The following is a 17233-nucleotide window of genomic DNA, read 5'->3' as shown; positions in this document are numbered from 1 at the left end:
GATTGATCAGGCGCCTTCCATCTGGCTTTCCATCTTGTCCGAACCGGACAGCTTGTTGAGGATCAGCGATACCGCGATGCCCAGGGCGAGGATGATCACGCCCACCACGGACGCACCGCCCATGTCGTAGCTCTTGAAGCCCTTGAGGTACATGTCGAGCGGCAGGATGCGGGTGGCGTTGCCGGGGCCGCCGCCGGTCATCACGTACACCAGATCGAAGTAGGTCAGCGAGCCGACGATCATCAGCGTGGAGTCGGTGGCGAAGGTGTACTTGAGCTGTGGCAGGGTGATGGAGAAGAACTGGCGGATCGGGCCGGCGCCGTCGATGGTGGCGGCCTCGTACATGGTCTGCGGAATCTGGCGGACGGCGCCCTGGTAGAGCAGCGAGTGCAGCGGGATGAAGCACCAGGAGACCACGAAGATCACGGTCCACAGGGCGGTCTTGGGGTCGCCGAGCCAGTTGTGCGCCAGCCAGCCGATGCCGAACGCCTTACCCACGCCGAAGTTCGGGTCCAGAAGGTTCTTCCAGGTGATGGCCACGGCGGTGGAGCTGAAGAGCAGAGGCAGGAAGTAGAAGACGGCGAGGAACGCGCGGTACTTCTGCGTGCCGGCCATGAAGGTGCCGAGCAGGATGCAGATCGGGGTCTGGACGGCCCAGCTCACGATGGTCAGGATGATGGTGAGCTTGAAGGCGTTCATGACCAGCGGGTCGGAGAACATGCGCACCCAGTTGCCCAGGCCGTTGAAGGTGATGGCGCCCAGGCCGTCCCAGTTCATGAAGGACAGCACGAGCACGCCGACCAGCGGAATGAGGGCGAAGATGCCGAAGAAGATGAGGGCCGGGGCCGTGTACCACAGGGACGGACCCTTGTGGAGCTTGCCGGACTTGGTGGATTTGGCCGCGGTTTTGGCGGATTTGTTGGATGAAACGGCCGCGCGGGCGGGCTTGGGCTGCGCGACGGCCTTGGAAACGAATGACATGATGTCCTCTCTTGTCACTGGGCTCCCCCGCTACGGTGCGGGGAGGGAGCCGTAGGTGCCGGCGGCGGGGCCCGGAACGTGGGCGGAAGCGGAGATGGGAATCGACGCGCATCGATCGTCCCCGTCCCGCGCCCCGGCCGCTGGCGGCAGTCGGATTTACAGGGTCTTGTTCATCGCGTCCGCGAACTGCTGCGGGGTGATCTGCTTGAGGAAGACCTGTTCGAGGTTGTTGAGCAGCGCCTGGCCCTGGTCGGCGGGCAGGGCCACGTCGAGGGAGAGCTGGTAGTTGGAGGCGTTCTTCACGGAGTCGTAGACGTAGGTGAGGAAGCCGGTGCCGTCATCGGCGGACTTGACCTTGTCCTCGATGCCCTTGACCGGGGGCACACCGCCGCTGGAGAGCAGGCCGTCCACGATGCCGTCGGAGTAGGTGTTCTCCTTGAGATACTTGATGGCGGTCTGCTGGGATTCCTTGCCCGCGGAGGCGGCCACGGACCAGTAGTTGGCGAGGTTGCCGGTGAGCATGGACGGGTCGCCCTTGCCGCCTTCGACGGCCGGGAAGGCCGCGTAGCCGAGGTCGTTCTTGGCGAAGTCCGCGTTGATGGTGCCGAAGTCGGCGTACACCCAGGAGCCCATAAGGTCGAAGCCGGCCTGGCCGTTGGCGAGCAGGGCGGTGTCCTTCTTGTCGTCGGCGGACATGGACTGGTAGCTGTCGCCGAACGCGCCGGCGTCCACGAGGTCCTGGATCTTGGTCATGGCCTCGATGACGGCCGGGTCGGACCAGGCGTCCTTCTTGCCGTCGAGGATGTTCTGCATCACGTCCGGGCCGCCGATGCGGTCGATGAGGTAGGCGGCCCACATCAGGTAGGGCCACTTGCTGCCGCCGGCCAGGGCGATCGGGGTCTTGCCGGCGTCCTTGAGCTTGGCCACGTCGTCGAGCAGTTCGTCCCAGGTCTGCGGGGCGTCGGAGATGCCGGCTTCCTTGAGCACGGCCTTGTTGGTCCACAGGATGGCGGGCTGGACCTGGCCCACGGGCACGGCCACGAGCTTGTCGTCGCGGTAGCCTTCGGCGGCCACGGAGTCGAGCACCTTCTCCTTGACCACGGAGTCCAGATCGGAGGTGAGGTCGATGATGTTCTTGTTGGTCCAGTAGTCGGTGACCGGGGAGCCGCCCCAGCTCAGGACGAGGGTGGGCGCGTTGCCGGAGCCGATGGCGGTGCGGATCTTCTCCTTGTAGGAGTCGTTGGCGAAGGACTCGTTCTTGATCTGCGCGTCCGGATTGGCCTTGTTCCAGTCCTCGAAGGTCTGCTGGACGGAGGCCCACGTGCTGTCCGTGAGGCTCCATACGGTGGCGTTCGCGCCGGTGGCCTTGGCGGAGCCGCCGCCCGGCTGCGCGCCGCATGCCGCGACCGACAGCAGGGTGGCGCCGGCCGCCACTGCGGCCATGAGCCTGATCGCCTTCGTCTTCAATGTGCCTTTCATCTGTTCCTCCTCGAACTTTGGCTGCGTCAATAACGACTTGGCTTGATTGGTGTGGATGGTGTTGGTTTCCACGGCTGTTCGTTCAACCGATGGCTTAACTATATCCTGAGTGAGTACTCAGTTCAACTCAGTTGCGGCGTGTCTCAGTCGAGTTGAGGAGCGCTGGCGTGAATGTTAAGGCAAACATAAGGGTGATTTTGCGCGAAACGCTGATTTTTCAACGGTTTTTGCTTATTCCTCAAAGCAATTGCGCTGCTCGTGGCACGACATGACCGCACAAACGAAACACGGGTGCTGTGGCGAATTCACTAGGAATCACCACAGCACCCGTGTGCTTTCGTATATTTAACTGAGTCTTTACTCAGTTGCTTTTCAGGCCACCGAATCAGGGATCACCCGGTCGATGTAACGCCTCCAAAGTCCAACCAAATCAAGGGTTCGCCCGCTCCTGAGCCAACGGAACTGCAGGCCGTCCATGGCAGCAAGGGCCTCGATGGCCACGGCCGTGGGGTTGTCAACCTTGTCTCGTTTAGCGGCCTGGCGGTATTCGTTGAGCACCCACTGCTCGCGATCCTGGAAGTACTTCCACGCCGGATGGTCCTCGCTCAGGGACTCCCCCTGCAGCACCATGTATAGGCGCACGATCTCCGGACGCTCCATGTTCATGCGGCAGGTGGCCATGGTGAGGTCCTTGAGGCCCACGGGGAACGGGTCGCCCTCCAGCTTCTCCAGCCCGAGGCTCTCGCACAGCATCATGCGATCGGCTTCATCGCGGTGTTTGAGCACCGCGATGAGCAATTCATCCTTGGATTTGAAGTGGTAGAGCACGCCACCTTCGGTGATGCCGCATTCGTTGGCCACGTCGCGCAGGGTGAAGCCGTGGAAACCGTATTCGCCGATGAGCAGCGTGGCCGCGTCGATGATCTGCAGCAGCCGCTCCTGCGTGGGGATGCGCTGGTATCTGTTCCCGGTCTGCTTGCGTGGCATGACGTGCTCCTTCATTGGCGGTGTCGCATGTGTCCTGTACTGAACTATAGTCAAGTTCAGTTCAGGACACACCTATCGTGGCTCCTTCAGTCGCGGTCGAGGACGGCGGTGAGAGCCCAGAGGATGCTCACCACGTCGATGGCCTCCTGCAGGAAAGCGCCGACCACCACCGGAATGAGGTTGAACGCGGCGGCCACCATGCCGATCACGGCGAGCGCCAGTCCCGCGATCACGGCCTGGAGCATCACGCGCTTGGTGCGGCGGGCGATGGCGATGGCGCGCGGCACGGCGGCGATGTCGTCGTTCATGATGACTACCTGCGCGCTTTCGGATGCGGCGGTGGAGGTGCCGTCCGTGATGGCCACGCCGAGGTCCGCCACGGCGAGCACGGGCGCGTCGTTCACGCCGTCGCCCACCATCATCGTGACCGGACGGACGGCCTTGCGATGGCTTGTCGTGACGACACCTTCGTGTGCGGCGAGCGCCCGATTGCCGCGAATCCGCGTCCCGGCACCCGGCTCCCCCACGGTCGCGGCCTTGACGGCGGCCACCTTATCCTCCGGGAACAACTCGGCGTGCACCTCGTCGATGCCGACCTCGCGGGCGATAATCTCGGCCGAGGCGCGCTTGTCTCCGGTGAGCATGGTGAGTTTGGCGACGCCGAGCCCGTGCAGTGCGGCGAGCGCGGCCTTGGCGTTGGCGCGAGGCACGTCACGCAGCACGATACGGGCGATCAGCCGACCATCCACGGACACGTAGGATGCCATCTCGTCCGGCTCCAGCATCCCGAATCGCGTGCGTATCGACTCCTTGCGTTCACTTCTTTCCTTGGCGCCCTCGTCCAAGAGGAGCTGTCCGCGGAGCGGACTGAGGGGATCGGCTTCCCTCCGGAGGGAGCCCGCGCCCGCCGTCAGGAACCCATCGTCGCGAGCCGCGGCGAACGACAGCCTGCCCACGCGCACCATATGCCCGTTGACCTCGCCGGACACACCCTTGCCGGCCTCCTCCTCGATGTGCTTCACCACCGGATAGTCGCGGCCGTGTCCTGGCCAGCTGGCCTCCGGTTCCGGGCATTCGCGCTGCCCGGCCGCGAACCGAGCACGCAGGCGACCCATCGCCTCGGCACCGGCCTTGGCGATGCCCTTGGACAGGATGTGCACCGAATAGCCTTCCACCACGCCGGCCATCATGAGCACGTGATCTTCATTGAGCCGGGTCTCAACACCCGGCAGCATCTCCACGCGCACCACCTGCGGCTGCTTGACGGTGAGCGTGCCGGTCTTGTCGAAGAACACCTGCGTGACCCGGCCAAGGTTCTCCAGTACGTCCTGTGCCTTGATGAGCACGCCGTTCTTGGCCAATCGGCCGGTGCCGGCCACGTATGCCACGGGCGCGGCGATGAGTAGCGGGCAGGGGGTGGCCAACACCAGCACCTGCGCGAATCGCGTCGGGATGCCGGACACGGCCCACGCGACGCCCGCGATCATCAGCGAGAGCACCGTGAACGGCACGGCCAGCCGGTCCGCGGTTTTGACCACGGCCGGGCGCGATTCCTGTGCGGCGGTCACGAGCTGGAGGATGCGCTGGTACTGCGAGTCGGCGGCGGCCTGCGTGGCGCGCATGGTCAGGGTGGTGGAGCCGTTCACCGCGCCGGACATCACGCGGGCGCCGGCGAACACCTCGCGCGGCACCGGCTCGCCGTTGATGGCGCTCAGATCCAGCGTGGCCGTGCCGGAGAGCAGTTCGCCGTCCACCGGCACGGTCTCGCCCGGCAGCACCATCAGCACGTCGCCTGGCTGCACCTGGTTCACCGGCACCGTGGTGAAGTGCTGTGCGGCGGAAGCCACCGCGGCGGATCGCATGGCGGTCTTCGCCTTGTCGATGGCCGGATCGCAAGCCTCGGGGCCGCGGCCGGTGATGGCGCAGGCGGGGGATGTCGGCGTGGCAGCTGCTGCTGTTGCACCGGCCGGAGGCCTCCCCTCAGTCGGCTTTGCCGACAGCTCCCCTCCCAGAGGGGAGCCGAGATTACGGGAGGTGCGGCGGAAGCCATCGGCGGGGGCAGCATCGCCCTTGCGGGTATTGTCGGCGGCACCGGTACCGTTGGCGCTGGCTCGCCCCACGCCAGGCAGCGTCACCACATGGGCGGTCTGCGGGGCGGCCTTGACCAAGGCGGTCAGGCTGTGCTCGGCCTTGTTCTGCGCGTATTCCTCGATGGCCTCACCGGACGTAATCATCAGGGTCACGGCCCAGCTGGCCCAGTATTCGTGGACCGCCACGGTGGACAGCATCGCCATCACGGCCAGCAGATCGACGCCCACCTGGCCGTGGCGCAGGTCGTCGATCATGCCTCGCACGGTGTCCGTCACGATGACCAGCACCAGCGCGATGACCAGCCACTGGCCCACGCCGGGGTCGCCGAGGATCGGAATCGCAATCGAGGAGGCGGAAGCCGAACCGGACGAACCGGGCTGGCCGACAAGGGCGGCATCCCACGGACGCCAGTCGCCCAGCAAGGCCAGCGGAATCGAGGCAATCACCACCACGGGCAGCATGGGCACCAGCCGGCAGACGCGCACGGCGGCGGCGAACAATCGTTGGAAGAATCGGATGAGACCACTCATCATTGCTCCTTACGCTCGTATACGGGGCCGTTTCCGGGCGGTGCAGGGTATGCGTATGCGTGGCCCGGCCGGAAATCGGCACTGTGGTCACGCCTTGTTAACCCACCGGCGTCTGTGCCGGGCAGCAGACCATTGCCAGACCCAAGCTGCTCCCGCGCGACCTTCCGATACACGGCGTAAAGAATTCGGTATTCAGTTATTGCAATTTCGTTGCATCTGCCATGGTACCTGAGACGCCGGACTTTCGACGCGCAGACGCAAAAGGACCGTGGGGGTCGAGCCCTCCACGGTCCTTTGGTTGTCCGGCATGACGCTCAGCGGTGGCCGCCCAGCGTCATGCGACGTCTGGATTTACCAGAGGCCGAACGGGTCGGAGAAACCGCCACCGTCACCGGTGCCGCCGTCGCTGTTGCCGCCGGAACCGTTGCCGTAGCCGTTGTTGCCGTTGCCGTTCTGGTTGTTCTGGTTGTTGTTGTTATTGCTGTTGCCGTTCGAGTTGGAGCTGGACGAACCGTTCACGGACGACTCCTCCTGATCCAGCGTGACGTCCACGTCCATGGTCTTGCCGTTACGCACGATAGTGAGGGTCACCTTGTCGCCGAGGGCGGCGGCGCGGACGTAGCCGAGCAGCGAGTAGTTGTTGTTCACGGCGTTGCCGTTGAAGGCCACGATGGTGTCGTCGGCCTTGAGACCGGCCTTGTCGGCCGGGCCGCCGGAGACGACCGCGGAACCGCCGGTAGACGGGGTGGTGATCTTGGCGCCGCCGCGGGTCACGCCGTCCGCCTCGACGGTGGCGGAGGAGATGGTCACGCCGAGGGCGACGTGCTTGACCTTGCCGTCCTTGATGATCTCGTTGGCCACGCGCTTGACCAGGTTGGACGGGATGGCGAAGCCGATGCCGATGGAGCCGGCGGAATCAGAAGAGGTGGCGGTGGAGGCGATGGACGAGTTGATGCCGATCACCTGGCCGGCCGCGTTGAAGGTCGGGCCGCCGGAGTTGCCGGGGTTGATGGCCGCGTCGATCTGCACGGCGTTGGTGACGATCTCGTTGTTGTTGTCGTCGGTCACGGTCACCGGGCGGTTGAGGGCGGAGACGATACCGGTGGTGGCGGTGTCGTCGTAGCCGAGCGGGTTGCCGATGGCCATCACGTTCTCGCCCACCGCGAGCTTGTCGGAATCGGCGAACTCCACGGCCTTCAAGTCGCTCGGCGGGTTGTCGAGCTTGATGACGGCCAGATCGGTAGTGGTGTCGGTGCCCACGAGGGTGGCGCTGTAGATGTTGCCGTTGGCGAGCGTCACCTGGATCTGCTGGGCGCCGGAGATCACGTGGTTGTTGGTCACGATGTGGCCCTCGGTGTCAAGGATGGCGCCGGAGCCCTTGGCCGTGCCGTTGGACAGAGTGGTCTGGATGGAGACCACGGAGTTGGACACGTCGGAGGCCACGGAGGTCCAGTCGACGGCCTCGCCGCTCTTGGCGGTGGCCGTGCCGGAGCCGGACTTGTTCGAGGTGATGCTGGACAGCGAGCTGGTGCTGGGCACGGAGACCCAGCCGTTGGTGATGGCCGCGAAGCCGAGGCCGAGGCACAGGGCGGCGGCGACCACGGCCGCGATGACGGCGGTGAGCACGTAGCCGAACGTCTTGGAGACGGGCTTGCCGGCGCCGGGCTGACCGGGCTGGCCCGGCAGCGGGCCGTTGCCGTTCGGGGCGCCGGGAGCGCCGTTGCCCACGAACATGCCGCCCTGGGCCGGGTTAGTGAACGGGTTGCCGTTGTTGGCGGGGGTCTGGCCGTTCTGCGGGCCGTTAGCGTTGCCGGAGCCGGCCGGGGCGAACGGGTTGCCGTTGCCGGTGGGCTGCGGGTTGTTGGTGAAGTACGGGTTGCGGTTGCCCGCCTGGCCCTGAGGGACCTGGTTCTGCGCGGCGGGGGCGCCGAACGGGTAATTGTTGGCGGCGTTCGGGGTGCCGGTCGACTGGTTCTGGGTGGGAACCGGACCATACGCGCCGTACTCCGGAGCCGGGCGGTAGAGCGGGGCCGTGGGTGCGGTCTGCGACGCCTGCGTGGAGGCGGAATCGTTCGGCAGCGCGGTGGTCGGCGTTGACGGGGCGCTGGAGACCACGGTGCTTTCGCCCTTGGCGGAGGCGTAATCCGGAATCGGCTCGGTGACGGCGGTCTGCTCGGCCTGCGGCTGGGCCTCGGACGCGGCGGCCGGGGCGGCGGGGGCTGTCTGCTCCCCTGCCGGGGCCTGCGCGGCCTCATTGGTATTGCTACTCTGCGGGGTCTGGTCGACGCCCTGCGGGTTGAATTCGTCAGCCATTGCTGCTCCTTTGTCTACATTCCAATCACGTTCATCGGCGCGCGGCCGCGAATCGTTCACTGCCGAATCCGCTGGGCTGCGCGCCTCTCGTTCGCTACCTCTGTAGTAAAGGCAGTCAATCTGGAGGTTTTCTGAACGTTGGTTGGGAGTCTTGGAGTAATCATCGCAGAGTCTGATGAGCATCTCGCTTACAAGGGGCTGATTCGGGATTTCCCGGAGATCAATCTGCGTTACGAGGGGCTGCCCTCCCCCGCTAAAAGCCCCCATACGGCCCTAAAACGGTGTGTTTGAGGTTGATTTAAGCGAAACGGAGCCCCTCGTAACGCAGATAGACGTTCCGGACACCGCACAAGAGCCCCTCGTAACGCAGAAAGCCCGAACATCTTCACATTTTCGAGCCCTTCTGCCTAAAGTGAAACGTATGAGCGAACCCACAGCCACAGGCCTTCTTGACCACCCGCGCGGAGCGGAAGCCGGCAAGCCCGGCGACCGCAGCGCCTTCCATTTCGAAACCATCACCCGCCTGCCCTCCTCGGCCGAGGGACTGGGCCGCGACGGCGCGCGCTACGGCCGCACCGGCATCATCCACACGCCCCACGGCGACATCAAGACCCCCGCATTCGTGCCGGTGGGCACGCAGGCCGCCATGAAGGCCGTGCTGCCGGAGCAGATGAAGGACCTGGGCGCGCAGTGCCTGCTGGCCAACGCCTTCCACCTGTTCGAGCGCCCCGGCGAGGACGTGCTGGACGCCGCCGGAGGCCTTGCGCGCTTCATGAACTGGGACGGCCCGACCTTCACCGATTCGGGCGGTTTCCAAGTCATGTCCCTGGGCGTGGGCTTCAAGAAGACGCTGGCGATGGACGTGACCGGCATGAAGTCGGACGACATCATCGCCAAGGGCAAGGAGCGCATGGCCTGGGTGGACGAGGACGGCGCGACGTTCAAGTCGCCCCTGAACGGCGATGAGCACCGCTTCTCCGCCGAGATCTCGATGGGCATCCAGCACAAGCTCGGCGCTGACATCATGTTCGCGTTCGACGAGCTGACCACGCTGATGAACACGCGCTCCTACCAAGAGGATTCGGTGGAGCGCACCTTCCGCTGGGCCAAGCGTTGCGTGGCGGAACACGAACGGCTGACCGCCGAGCGACTGGGCAAGCCGTATCAGGCGCTGTACGGCGTGGTGCAGGGTGCGAACTACGAGGATCTGCGCCGTCACGCGGCCGAGCAGATTGCCTCGCTGGACTTCGACGGCGTGGGCATCGGCGGCGCCATCGAGAAACGCATCATCGGCAACACATGCGCGTGGATCTGCGATGCGATGCCGGAGAGCCGGCCGCGCCACGTGCTCGGCATCGCCTCCGTGGACGACATCTTCGCGTGCGTGGAGAACGGCGGCGACACGTTCGACTGCGTGGCCCCCGCCCGCTGTGCCCGCAACGGCGCCATCTACACGCGCACCGGCCGCTACAACATCAAGCGCGCGCAGCACAAGTTCGATTTCGGCCCGCTTGAGGAGGGCTGCGACTGCTACACCTGCCAGCATTATTCGCGCGCGTACGTGGACCACCTGCTGCGCGCCCGCGAATTCAACGGGTTCACGCTGGCCACCATCCACAACGAGCACTTCTTCGTGAAGCTGCTGGACGACATCCGCGCCTCCATCGACGGCGGCTACTTCGACGAATTCCGCGACGAGACGCTGGCCCACTTCTACGGCAACGGCGAGCGCAAGCCGGGGCTGTGACCGATAGCACACGTCTCAAAGCCGCGAAAATACAGGCATATCGACGCGACACGCCGAGGATTGTACAATCTGCGATGAGGGTGTAAGTTAGTCGATTGTCTGCGAGTGTGGCGGAATGGTAGACGCGCTGTCTTCAGGTGGCAGTGAGTGTATGCTCGTGGGGGTTCAACTCCCCCCACTCGCACCAGCAAGAAAAGGCTGGAACCGAAAGGTTCCAGCCTTTTTGCTTTATCCTGATTCAGGACCGCAGGCGGCCGTTCCATGATTCGATGAGGTTGTTCGTGGACGGCACCGGGCCGCCGGCAGTGAGTTCCTCGTCGAGGAACGTGAACAACTGGCCCTCGCGGATGCGACGGCGGATCATGCGCCTGGCTTTGACGAGCCGTTGGTGCATGTCGTTCACGCTGCCGTCCTCGTACCGGCTTTTCTCGTCGAGGAAGGCGGCGAAGTCCCGCTCCCACTGGTTGTAGGAGGCAAACCATGCCGCGGCGGAATCCCTTTCCTTGGCCCGGGGCAGCGCGACGGCGATCGCGCGCAGCCGTCTGCCGGCCTGAAGACGCGGCCTCATGCCGGTCAGCTCCATGATGTTGGCCTGCACGTGGAACAGGCGGCGCTGAATCCTCGTGTCCGGCCACACGGTCTTCGCGGCCTTCATGATGCCGCCGCCACCGTCGCATACGAGCACGTCCGGCGGCGCGATCCTGCCCATCAGGCACCGCCATGCCGCCGACCGTTCGCTCCTGGCGATGTGCCAGCCGACCACATGCCCATCGGCCACCGCGATCAGCACCACCGCGTCCCGGTGCAGGTGGATGCCGTCCACATGCACCACGCGGTGCACCTCGTCCATCAAGGGCACGGGCGGCCACAGGCTCCACATCAGCTCGCACCGGCGTCGCAGGGTGCGCGCCGGCAGCCGGTGTTCCGCCTGCGAGGACTTCGAGAACAGCCAATCCAGACCGCACCGCAGATCACGCGCCTTCGTGTCGTACGAGCGCGACGCCGAGGAGCCGCATCGCGCGTTCCTGCACCGCCACCGGGTACGCCCCGACGAAGTGGTGCCGTTCTTCTTCATTCCGCCGCCGCACGCCGCGCATCTGGGTGCCCTCATGCGACCAGTCAAACAGACGACATTCAAACATCCGCAAGGCCTTACGGCACAAGGCCTCGCATCCTGTTCCGGACACACATTCCGGCCGGCCTCGAGAGTCCCGGCATCCACATTCAAGCCAGCGAAACGCCAATCATTCCAAGGCCCGGCAAGCCAAAACAGACACACATTCTGACCTATAACCCTTAATCCCTTCCCTTTGAATAAAAGGAAGGGATTTTTTTGAAGCACAGCAAATTAACATCACGTGCTTAAATGTCTGCAATTAAAACCACCTAGATAGTCATAGCAGCTTAAGTCCATTCTTACGAATGAGTTTAATTTCCTCTTCAATTTCACTCAGAGGATCGTAGTCAGCTGCACTATATTGCCAGTCGGACAAATCAAGACAATAATGCTCATGATATGTGCGATCACGCAAGTCATTATATGAAATGGATGCCGTGGTCACGCTCGGGAGGGAACCATCTTTAATATGATCAAGTACTTCGTTTGATCCATCTATTAGAAATAAAAATCGCGCTCCGGGCGCTATCATACTAATTGGTCGTTCAACTAAACCTTTTTGAAATAGTTCTGGAGCAATTGAACTTGGGTCTTGTTGACTTTTCGGAGCTGATAGTTGCGGCTCAAAAGATATCCTGACCGTATTAGCCGCGGTCTTACCTACATTAGCAACGCTCACAAAGAGAAAATGCTGATCAAAGTGATATGAAACATGCACATACGGACGAACCTGCTCCCAGGACTCATCCTCATGCGTACGATACTCCGCCCAAGCCAGCAAAGCCGCCATCACCGCCACTAAGAATGTACCGAAAGACCACCATGCCGGCCAGTCCGTATCAAAACGACCGGTTATGCCTTGATACAAGTAAGGAACTAAGCAAAAGATAATAGTTGTTAATACGACCAGCGCGAAACCGATTTTCCAGTGCTTCATGCACTTATTCTAGAGCAATCCAATGCAACCACTTCGTTTATCACTTCAGCAGCAGACCGACAACAGGCATTCCCATCCAACACAGATAGCGATTCAGCATGAGGGGACAGAGGAAAGACCAACGACATTGAATACACCGCGGCAGTGGTCAAGATGGGCGCCCGGTTCTGGAAGGACGTCGCGCAATGGCTGATCGACGAGAACGAGGGCGACGCCAAGGAACGCGGCTGCGTGAACGTGGCGGCCTCCATGCCGAACAAGATCCCCAGTGATAAGCAGAGCGCCGTCATCGTTCAGCTCATGAAACGCCTGTCCAAGGTCGGCTGCCCTACCGGATCAAGAACATCGACTGACCACCATCATGACCGGCCGACGGCTCGGCGGAACACCCTTGAACCGTCGGCCAAGCCTTGAATATCGAGACGTTTAACTTTCCTCAACTTTCCATGACTTTCCATAACTTTCCTCAGTACCACGCCGAGCCTGAATCTTCCACTTACTGGAAACGGGAGCAATCTGGGATGCTCCATCTTCGCTGGAGCCGCCAGAACCGTTGCAATCACGGTCTTCACGGCCCCGTGCGCATCGTATTCGAATGCTGCGGACGATGCCGATTCAGCGTCTTCATGGAGCTGTGGGCATCCGACAAGACCGTCTTTCAAGCCGTCTGACCCATTTTAACTTTCCTTAACTTTCCAATCCATCGTTTCAAGACCGATGCCAATCCTTTGTCAAAACCGATAAACGTTGAAATTCCAACACTTCCAGCACAATCAACATCACAGGATTTAACTTTCCCCTAGCTTTTTCTTTTTTGCCATAATAACGGCATGGAAAATCCGGCTATACCAATGCACGAGCCCGTCAAGGATATGGACACTACATTAGTTGCCATATAATTACATTAGTTTGCCTTAAAAATTACATTAGTTGGGAGACGGCAGATGATCTACGGCACCGCTGAGATGATCGACAAGGTGCGTCGCCTGCTGGCGGACGTCGAGACCGAGGTCGTGGAGTACAAGTCAGCGAAGAACAACTTCGATTCCGACGATCTGGGCAAATACTTCTCCGCGTTAAGCAACGAGGCCAACCTGAGGCACGCGGACGCGGGATGGCTATTGTTCGGCGTACGTAACAACAGAACAATTTGCGGCACCGGGTACCGCAAGGAAAACCATGTTCCCAGCATCGGACTGCGGAACCTCAAACGAGAGATCACGCTCAACACCAACAACGGCATGACGTTTGAAGAGATCTACGAGCTTGAGATGGACGGGCATCGCGTCATTGTGTTCCAGATTCCGCCCGCCACGTTCGCCACGCCGACCACATGGCACGGCATCCCCTGGTCGAGGGAGAACGAGTCACTGGTACAGATGCCGCAGTTCAAACTTGAAGCCATATATAGCCAGTCGCGCCCCGACTGGTCACGCCAGATTGCCTATGACGCCACCATTGACGACCTCGATCCGGATGCGATACGGTTCGCATGCGACGAGTACGTCAAGAAATACGCACCCACGCAGAAGGCGGCCGAGAACCTGTCCGGCGAAGAGATCCTAGCGAAGATCGGCTTGCTGATACACGATCACGTCACCAATGCGGCGCTCGTGTTGCTTGGCAAGCCCGAATCCACAGTCTTCCTCGGCGGCGTCGGGCCGCGCATCACATGGACGCTGTACTCCTCGAGCGGCGAGGTCTCCTCATATGAGCACTTCGAACCGCCATTCCTGCTGCAAGTGGACAAGGTCTTGGCCAAGATACGCAACGAGAAGTACCGGTTCTTCACCGACCCCAGCACGCTGTTCCCGGAAGTCGCGCAACGTTACAGCCCCGAGATTATCCGAGAGCTGCTGCACAACGCGATCGCCCATCAGGATTACCGGCTTTCCGGGAAAATCAACGTTCTCGAATACGAGGATCATCTGGTCTTCCTCAACGAAGGCTCTTTTATCCCCGGCAGCATCGACGCGGCTCTGGCTCCCGGCTACAAACCCCCTTACTACCGCAATGCTCTGCTGGCAAAGGCCATGAGCAAGGTCGGCATGATCGATCAGAACGCGATCGGCATCCGCAGCGTCTTCGACATCCAACGCGAACGCCGTCTGCCGCTGCCCACTTACGATCTCTCGCAGCCCTCGCGTGTATCGGTCACAATATTCGGCACCATCATCGACGAAAAGTACTCGCAGCTTTTGGCGACATACCCTGATTTGGACCTGCAAAGCGTGGTACTGCTCGACATGGTGCAGAAAGAACAGCCCATTACCAAGGATCAAGCCAAAGATCTGCGTTCACGGGGTTTGGTGGAAGGCCGCTATCCAAGACTCACCATCTCATCATCCGTGGCGAAGGCCCTCGGTAAGCAGAAGGAATACGTTCGCAGCAAAGGACTGGATAACCAAATCTGCAAGGCGCTCATCCTTCAATTGCTCGGCTCGCGACCATCCACAAGAATCGAAATCCTCACGGCAATCAGGCACGCCTTGCCGGCAGGACTGTCCGAACAGCAGCAGGCCAACAAGGTCAGTTATCTGTTGCAGACCTTGCGCAAGCAGGGGAAAATCCGCTCTGACGGAGCAACCTCGTCAGCCAAATGGCACATACGCCAGGACTCATGAGTCCCAGTCGACTAATGTAATTCCACCAGAATTACATTAGTCGATAACTTTTTATATTAGTTTGATACAAAAATTACATTAGTTGGTATACCGGTTGAGGCATCATCACTTCCCTCAACTGCAAGGCGGGTGCACAACGACTTCAGTAAGATGGTTGAAAGCTCCGGCATATGCTCGGCCTTTCCCAGATCCGCCGTAACAAAAAAGTGACGGACGAATCCAAACCAGCCGAAAATGCGTGATTCAACACCAGATGGAAGCCAGGCGAACACAGGCAAAACCGGTCATCATGATCCAAACCCGCAACACCGGCAGAGTTCACCCCCCCACTCGCACCAGCAAGAAAGGGCTGGAACCGAAAGGTTCCAGCCCTTTTGCTTTTCACCGGCCCCGAACATACGGCGCCGGTGGCGTCAGCGCACTGTAACGACGGTTGCCGCGAATCCGCGGTGCTCAGAATGAGGACTGCGCCGAGTTCGTCGCATCCGGCACCAGCAGATACTCGCCTCGTTCGTAGTATCTGGCCATCGGGCGCTCAGGCGATGCGTCCGAACCTGATTGGTCGGCGGCAAGTCCCACCAGACGAACCCTGGTACCGGAGATGAGCAGGGTGACGCGGGCTGCATCCCCTCGATTCCCGACTTCGCTGCCTGCGGGATACGCGGACACGGTAATGCTGCGATCGCCGGAAACCGGGCGGAATAGCAGCGTCCGTACCGGCCTGGACAGCCACGAGGGCGCCATGCTGTCATTGTTGGAATCCGTATGGTCATCGCCACCGACGATTTCGTAGCCCTGCGGCTCGAACAGCGCTGTCTGCACGCCGACCAGCCCTTCCGGCATATGCGCCCGATGCCAGAACACCTGCAAATGAGCCAGGGAGCGTGCGACGACGAACGTCGCGCCGACGAGAATCAACGCTTCGACTTTATGGTCTTCGAAATGGTTGAATATCTCCCGCGTATACGGAATCGCCATGACGATTACGGCTACCACCGCCCAACAGCCGAAGAAAAGCAGCGCCATCGCGATACCGCTCAACGGCTTCAAGCGAAGCCACGCCTCACGGCCGACATCTTCCTTGGCCTCGACCCAGCCATTTGTCTCCGCACCCATAACCCGATTATGACGACCTTCCAGGCCGGAATCGCGCGGCATCGGATGAATAGTCGATGAATCGCGCGGCGGGTCGTCCCCGTTCGCGTTCGGCTGCCGACCTCAGGCCTTGCGCGCGAGCTGCACGGCAGTACCGGAGGCGGTGACCATGAGCATGGAACCGTCCGTGCCGAGCACCTCGTAATCGATGTCGACGCCGACCACCGCGTGCGCGCCCATCGCCTCGGCACGCTGCTGCATCTCGGCGATGGCCTCGTTGCGGGCGTTCAGCAGCTCCTCCTCATAGCCCTGGCTGCGGCCGCCAAACACGTTGCGGAAGCTCGCGCCGATGTCCCTGAACATGTTCACGCCCGAGACGACCTCGCCGAACACGATGCCCTGGTAGTTGGTGATGGTGTATCCGTCGACGGACGGCGTGGTGGTGACGAGAATCATCGCGGGTCTCCTTTGGCTTGATGGTTCAATCGGTATCCATCCTATCGTCCTGCTCTGCATCATCGTCATCGTCAGCAAGTGCGGTCTTCAACAACGAAATCAAATTCTCCGGCACGAATGCGATGGACGCCACTTTCGGCGTATTCTCGCGCAACAGTTCCAGCAGTTCCTCTTTCGATTCAATGCAGCTGTCACCATCCGACCTCTCCGCCTCCACTGCTTTGCACAGCCAGCGAATTCGCTCTCCATTCGGCATAGCCAATGTGATGCAAGCTCCGATATGCATGTACATGGAATCCTCCAATCTGCTAAGGCAACTGGGCTTAATCTCTGGCCCTCGCATTTAGCATGATCAAAATCCAACCAAGAGAAAGCATGTACACCCTCAAGATCCACGATCGATCTACAGAGGAACGGCGTTGTATCCTGGCTGCATGGAGTCGGAACGCAAGGTCATCAATGTTGTCGGAGCCGCAATCGTCAAAAACGGAACGGTGTTGTGCGCGCAACGAGGTCCCGGCAAATCGCTCGCCGGCTATTGGGAGTTTCCGGGAGGAAAAATCGAACCTCACGAGACTCCTCGCCAAGCCCTACACCGAGAAATCGAAGAGGAGCTTCTATGCGACATCGAAGTCGCCGATGAGGTATGCACCAGCGAATATGACTACGCCTTCGGCACCGTCCGCCTCACCACCTTCATCTGCCACCTGCATGCCGGCTTACCGCGACTTACCGAGCACACCGCCATTCAATGGTTGGAACCTTCCGCGATGCCGCAACTGGGCTGGGCTCCGGTGGACAGAGCAGCCGTAACGTTGATTTCGCAAATGGATTTCAGGGCGCCGAACGCCATCTGACAGCCCCAATCAAACAACG

General features: G+C 61.5%; 12 protein-coding genes, 1 tRNA gene and 3 pseudogenes. 5 read left to right on the top strand and 11 right to left on the bottom strand.

Features of this window, described 5'->3' with window-relative positions; genetic code table 11:
* Positions 1 to 6: 6 nt before the first annotated feature.
* The 6 genes and pseudogenes from DF196_RS00565 to DF196_RS00545 form a co-directional block, all read right to left on the bottom strand.
* On the bottom strand, positions 7 to 981 hold the full coding sequence (locus DF196_RS00565) for a carbohydrate ABC transporter permease (protein ID WP_109055985.1): 975 nt from the start codon (positions 979 to 981) through the stop codon (positions 7 to 9).
* A 156-nt stretch (positions 982 to 1137) separates the two neighbouring features.
* On the bottom strand, positions 1138 to 2532 hold the full coding sequence (locus tag DF196_RS00560; protein WP_109055984.1) for an ABC transporter substrate-binding protein: 1395 nt from the start codon (positions 2530 to 2532) through the stop codon (positions 1138 to 1140).
* A 300-nt stretch (positions 2533 to 2832) separates the two neighbouring features.
* A complete protein-coding gene (locus DF196_RS00555) occupies positions 2833 to 3447 on the bottom strand; it encodes a TetR/AcrR family transcriptional regulator (RefSeq protein ID WP_158276220.1) in 615 nt (204 codons plus the stop codon).
* Positions 3448 to 3533: 86 nt separating this feature from the next.
* Positions 3534 to 5276: pseudogene (locus tag DF196_RS00550) on the bottom strand (heavy metal translocating P-type ATPase); the annotation flags it as partial.
* Positions 5277 to 5480: 204 nt separating this feature from the next.
* A pseudogene (locus DF196_RS14150) lies at positions 5481 to 6068 on the bottom strand (hypothetical protein); the annotation flags it as partial.
* 351 nt (positions 6069 to 6419) lie between these two features.
* A complete protein-coding gene (locus tag DF196_RS00545; RefSeq protein ID WP_109055982.1) occupies positions 6420 to 8381 on the bottom strand; it encodes a S1C family serine protease in 1962 nt (653 codons plus the stop codon).
* A 421-nt stretch (positions 8382 to 8802) separates the two neighbouring features.
* Here DF196_RS00545 and tgt point away from each other — a divergent pair, with 421 nt between their 5' ends.
* On the top strand, positions 8803 to 10128 hold the full coding sequence (tgt, locus tag DF196_RS00540; protein ID WP_109055981.1) for a tRNA guanosine(34) transglycosylase Tgt: 1326 nt from the start codon (positions 8803 to 8805) through the stop codon (positions 10126 to 10128).
* A gap of 101 nt (positions 10129 to 10229) precedes the next feature.
* A tRNA-Leu gene (locus DF196_RS00535) sits at positions 10230 to 10315 on the top strand.
* A gap of 57 nt (positions 10316 to 10372) precedes the next feature.
* Here the strand turns inward: DF196_RS00535 and DF196_RS00530 are convergent.
* Both DF196_RS00530 and DF196_RS13175 read right to left on the bottom strand, forming a co-directional pair.
* Positions 10373 to 11239: pseudogene (locus DF196_RS00530) on the bottom strand (IS1249 family transposase); the annotation flags it as partial.
* Positions 11240 to 11522: 283 nt separating this feature from the next.
* Complete coding sequence (locus tag DF196_RS13175; RefSeq protein WP_146194640.1) at positions 11523 to 12182, bottom strand: hypothetical protein; 660 nt, start codon at positions 12180 to 12182, stop codon at positions 11523 to 11525.
* Positions 12183 to 12326: 144 nt separating this feature from the next.
* Between DF196_RS13175 and DF196_RS00525 the strand changes: the two genes are divergently transcribed.
* Together DF196_RS00525 and DF196_RS00520 are read left to right on the top strand one after the other, a co-directional pair.
* A complete protein-coding gene (locus DF196_RS00525; RefSeq protein WP_109055980.1) occupies positions 12327 to 12596 on the top strand; it encodes a hypothetical protein in 270 nt (89 codons plus the stop codon).
* Positions 12597 to 13126: 530 nt separating this feature from the next.
* Entirely contained in the window at positions 13127 to 14806 is a 1680-nt protein-coding gene (locus DF196_RS00520) for an RNA-binding domain-containing protein (RefSeq protein ID WP_109055979.1), read from the top strand.
* Positions 14807 to 15259: 453 nt separating this feature from the next.
* Here DF196_RS00520 and DF196_RS00515 read toward each other — a convergent pair whose 3' ends face one another.
* From DF196_RS00515 to DF196_RS00505, 3 genes are read right to left on the bottom strand one after another with little or no spacing between them, the layout of a single operon-like run.
* Positions 15260 to 15964, bottom strand: coding sequence for a hypothetical protein (locus DF196_RS00515; RefSeq protein ID WP_146194639.1), 705 nt, complete (start codon positions 15962 to 15964; stop codon positions 15260 to 15262).
* A 60-nt stretch (positions 15965 to 16024) separates the two neighbouring features.
* Positions 16025 to 16357, bottom strand: a complete 333-nt coding sequence (locus DF196_RS00510) for a putative heavy metal-binding protein (RefSeq protein ID WP_109055977.1) — start codon at positions 16355 to 16357, stop codon at positions 16025 to 16027.
* Positions 16358 to 16382: 25 nt separating this feature from the next.
* The gene (locus DF196_RS00505; RefSeq protein WP_109055976.1) at positions 16383 to 16649 is read right to left on the bottom strand and encodes a hypothetical protein; all 267 of its coding nucleotides are present in this window, start codon (positions 16647 to 16649) and stop codon (positions 16383 to 16385) included.
* Positions 16650 to 16791: 142 nt separating this feature from the next.
* On the opposite strand from DF196_RS00505, the gene DF196_RS00500 reads away from it, so the two are divergent.
* Positions 16792 to 17214: a (deoxy)nucleoside triphosphate pyrophosphohydrolase gene (locus tag DF196_RS00500; RefSeq protein WP_109055975.1), complete on the top strand. Its 423-nt coding sequence runs from the start codon at positions 16792 to 16794 to the stop codon at positions 17212 to 17214.
* The last annotated feature ends 19 nt before the right edge of the window (positions 17215 to 17233 follow it).

It is taken from the genome of Bifidobacterium callitrichidarum, assembly GCF_003129905.1.
Taxonomy (GTDB): domain Bacteria; phylum Actinomycetota; class Actinomycetes; order Actinomycetales; family Bifidobacteriaceae; genus Bifidobacterium; species Bifidobacterium callitrichidarum.
Note: the sequence above shows the minus strand (reverse complement) of the source record. Positions and strands in the feature narration are given on the sequence as shown.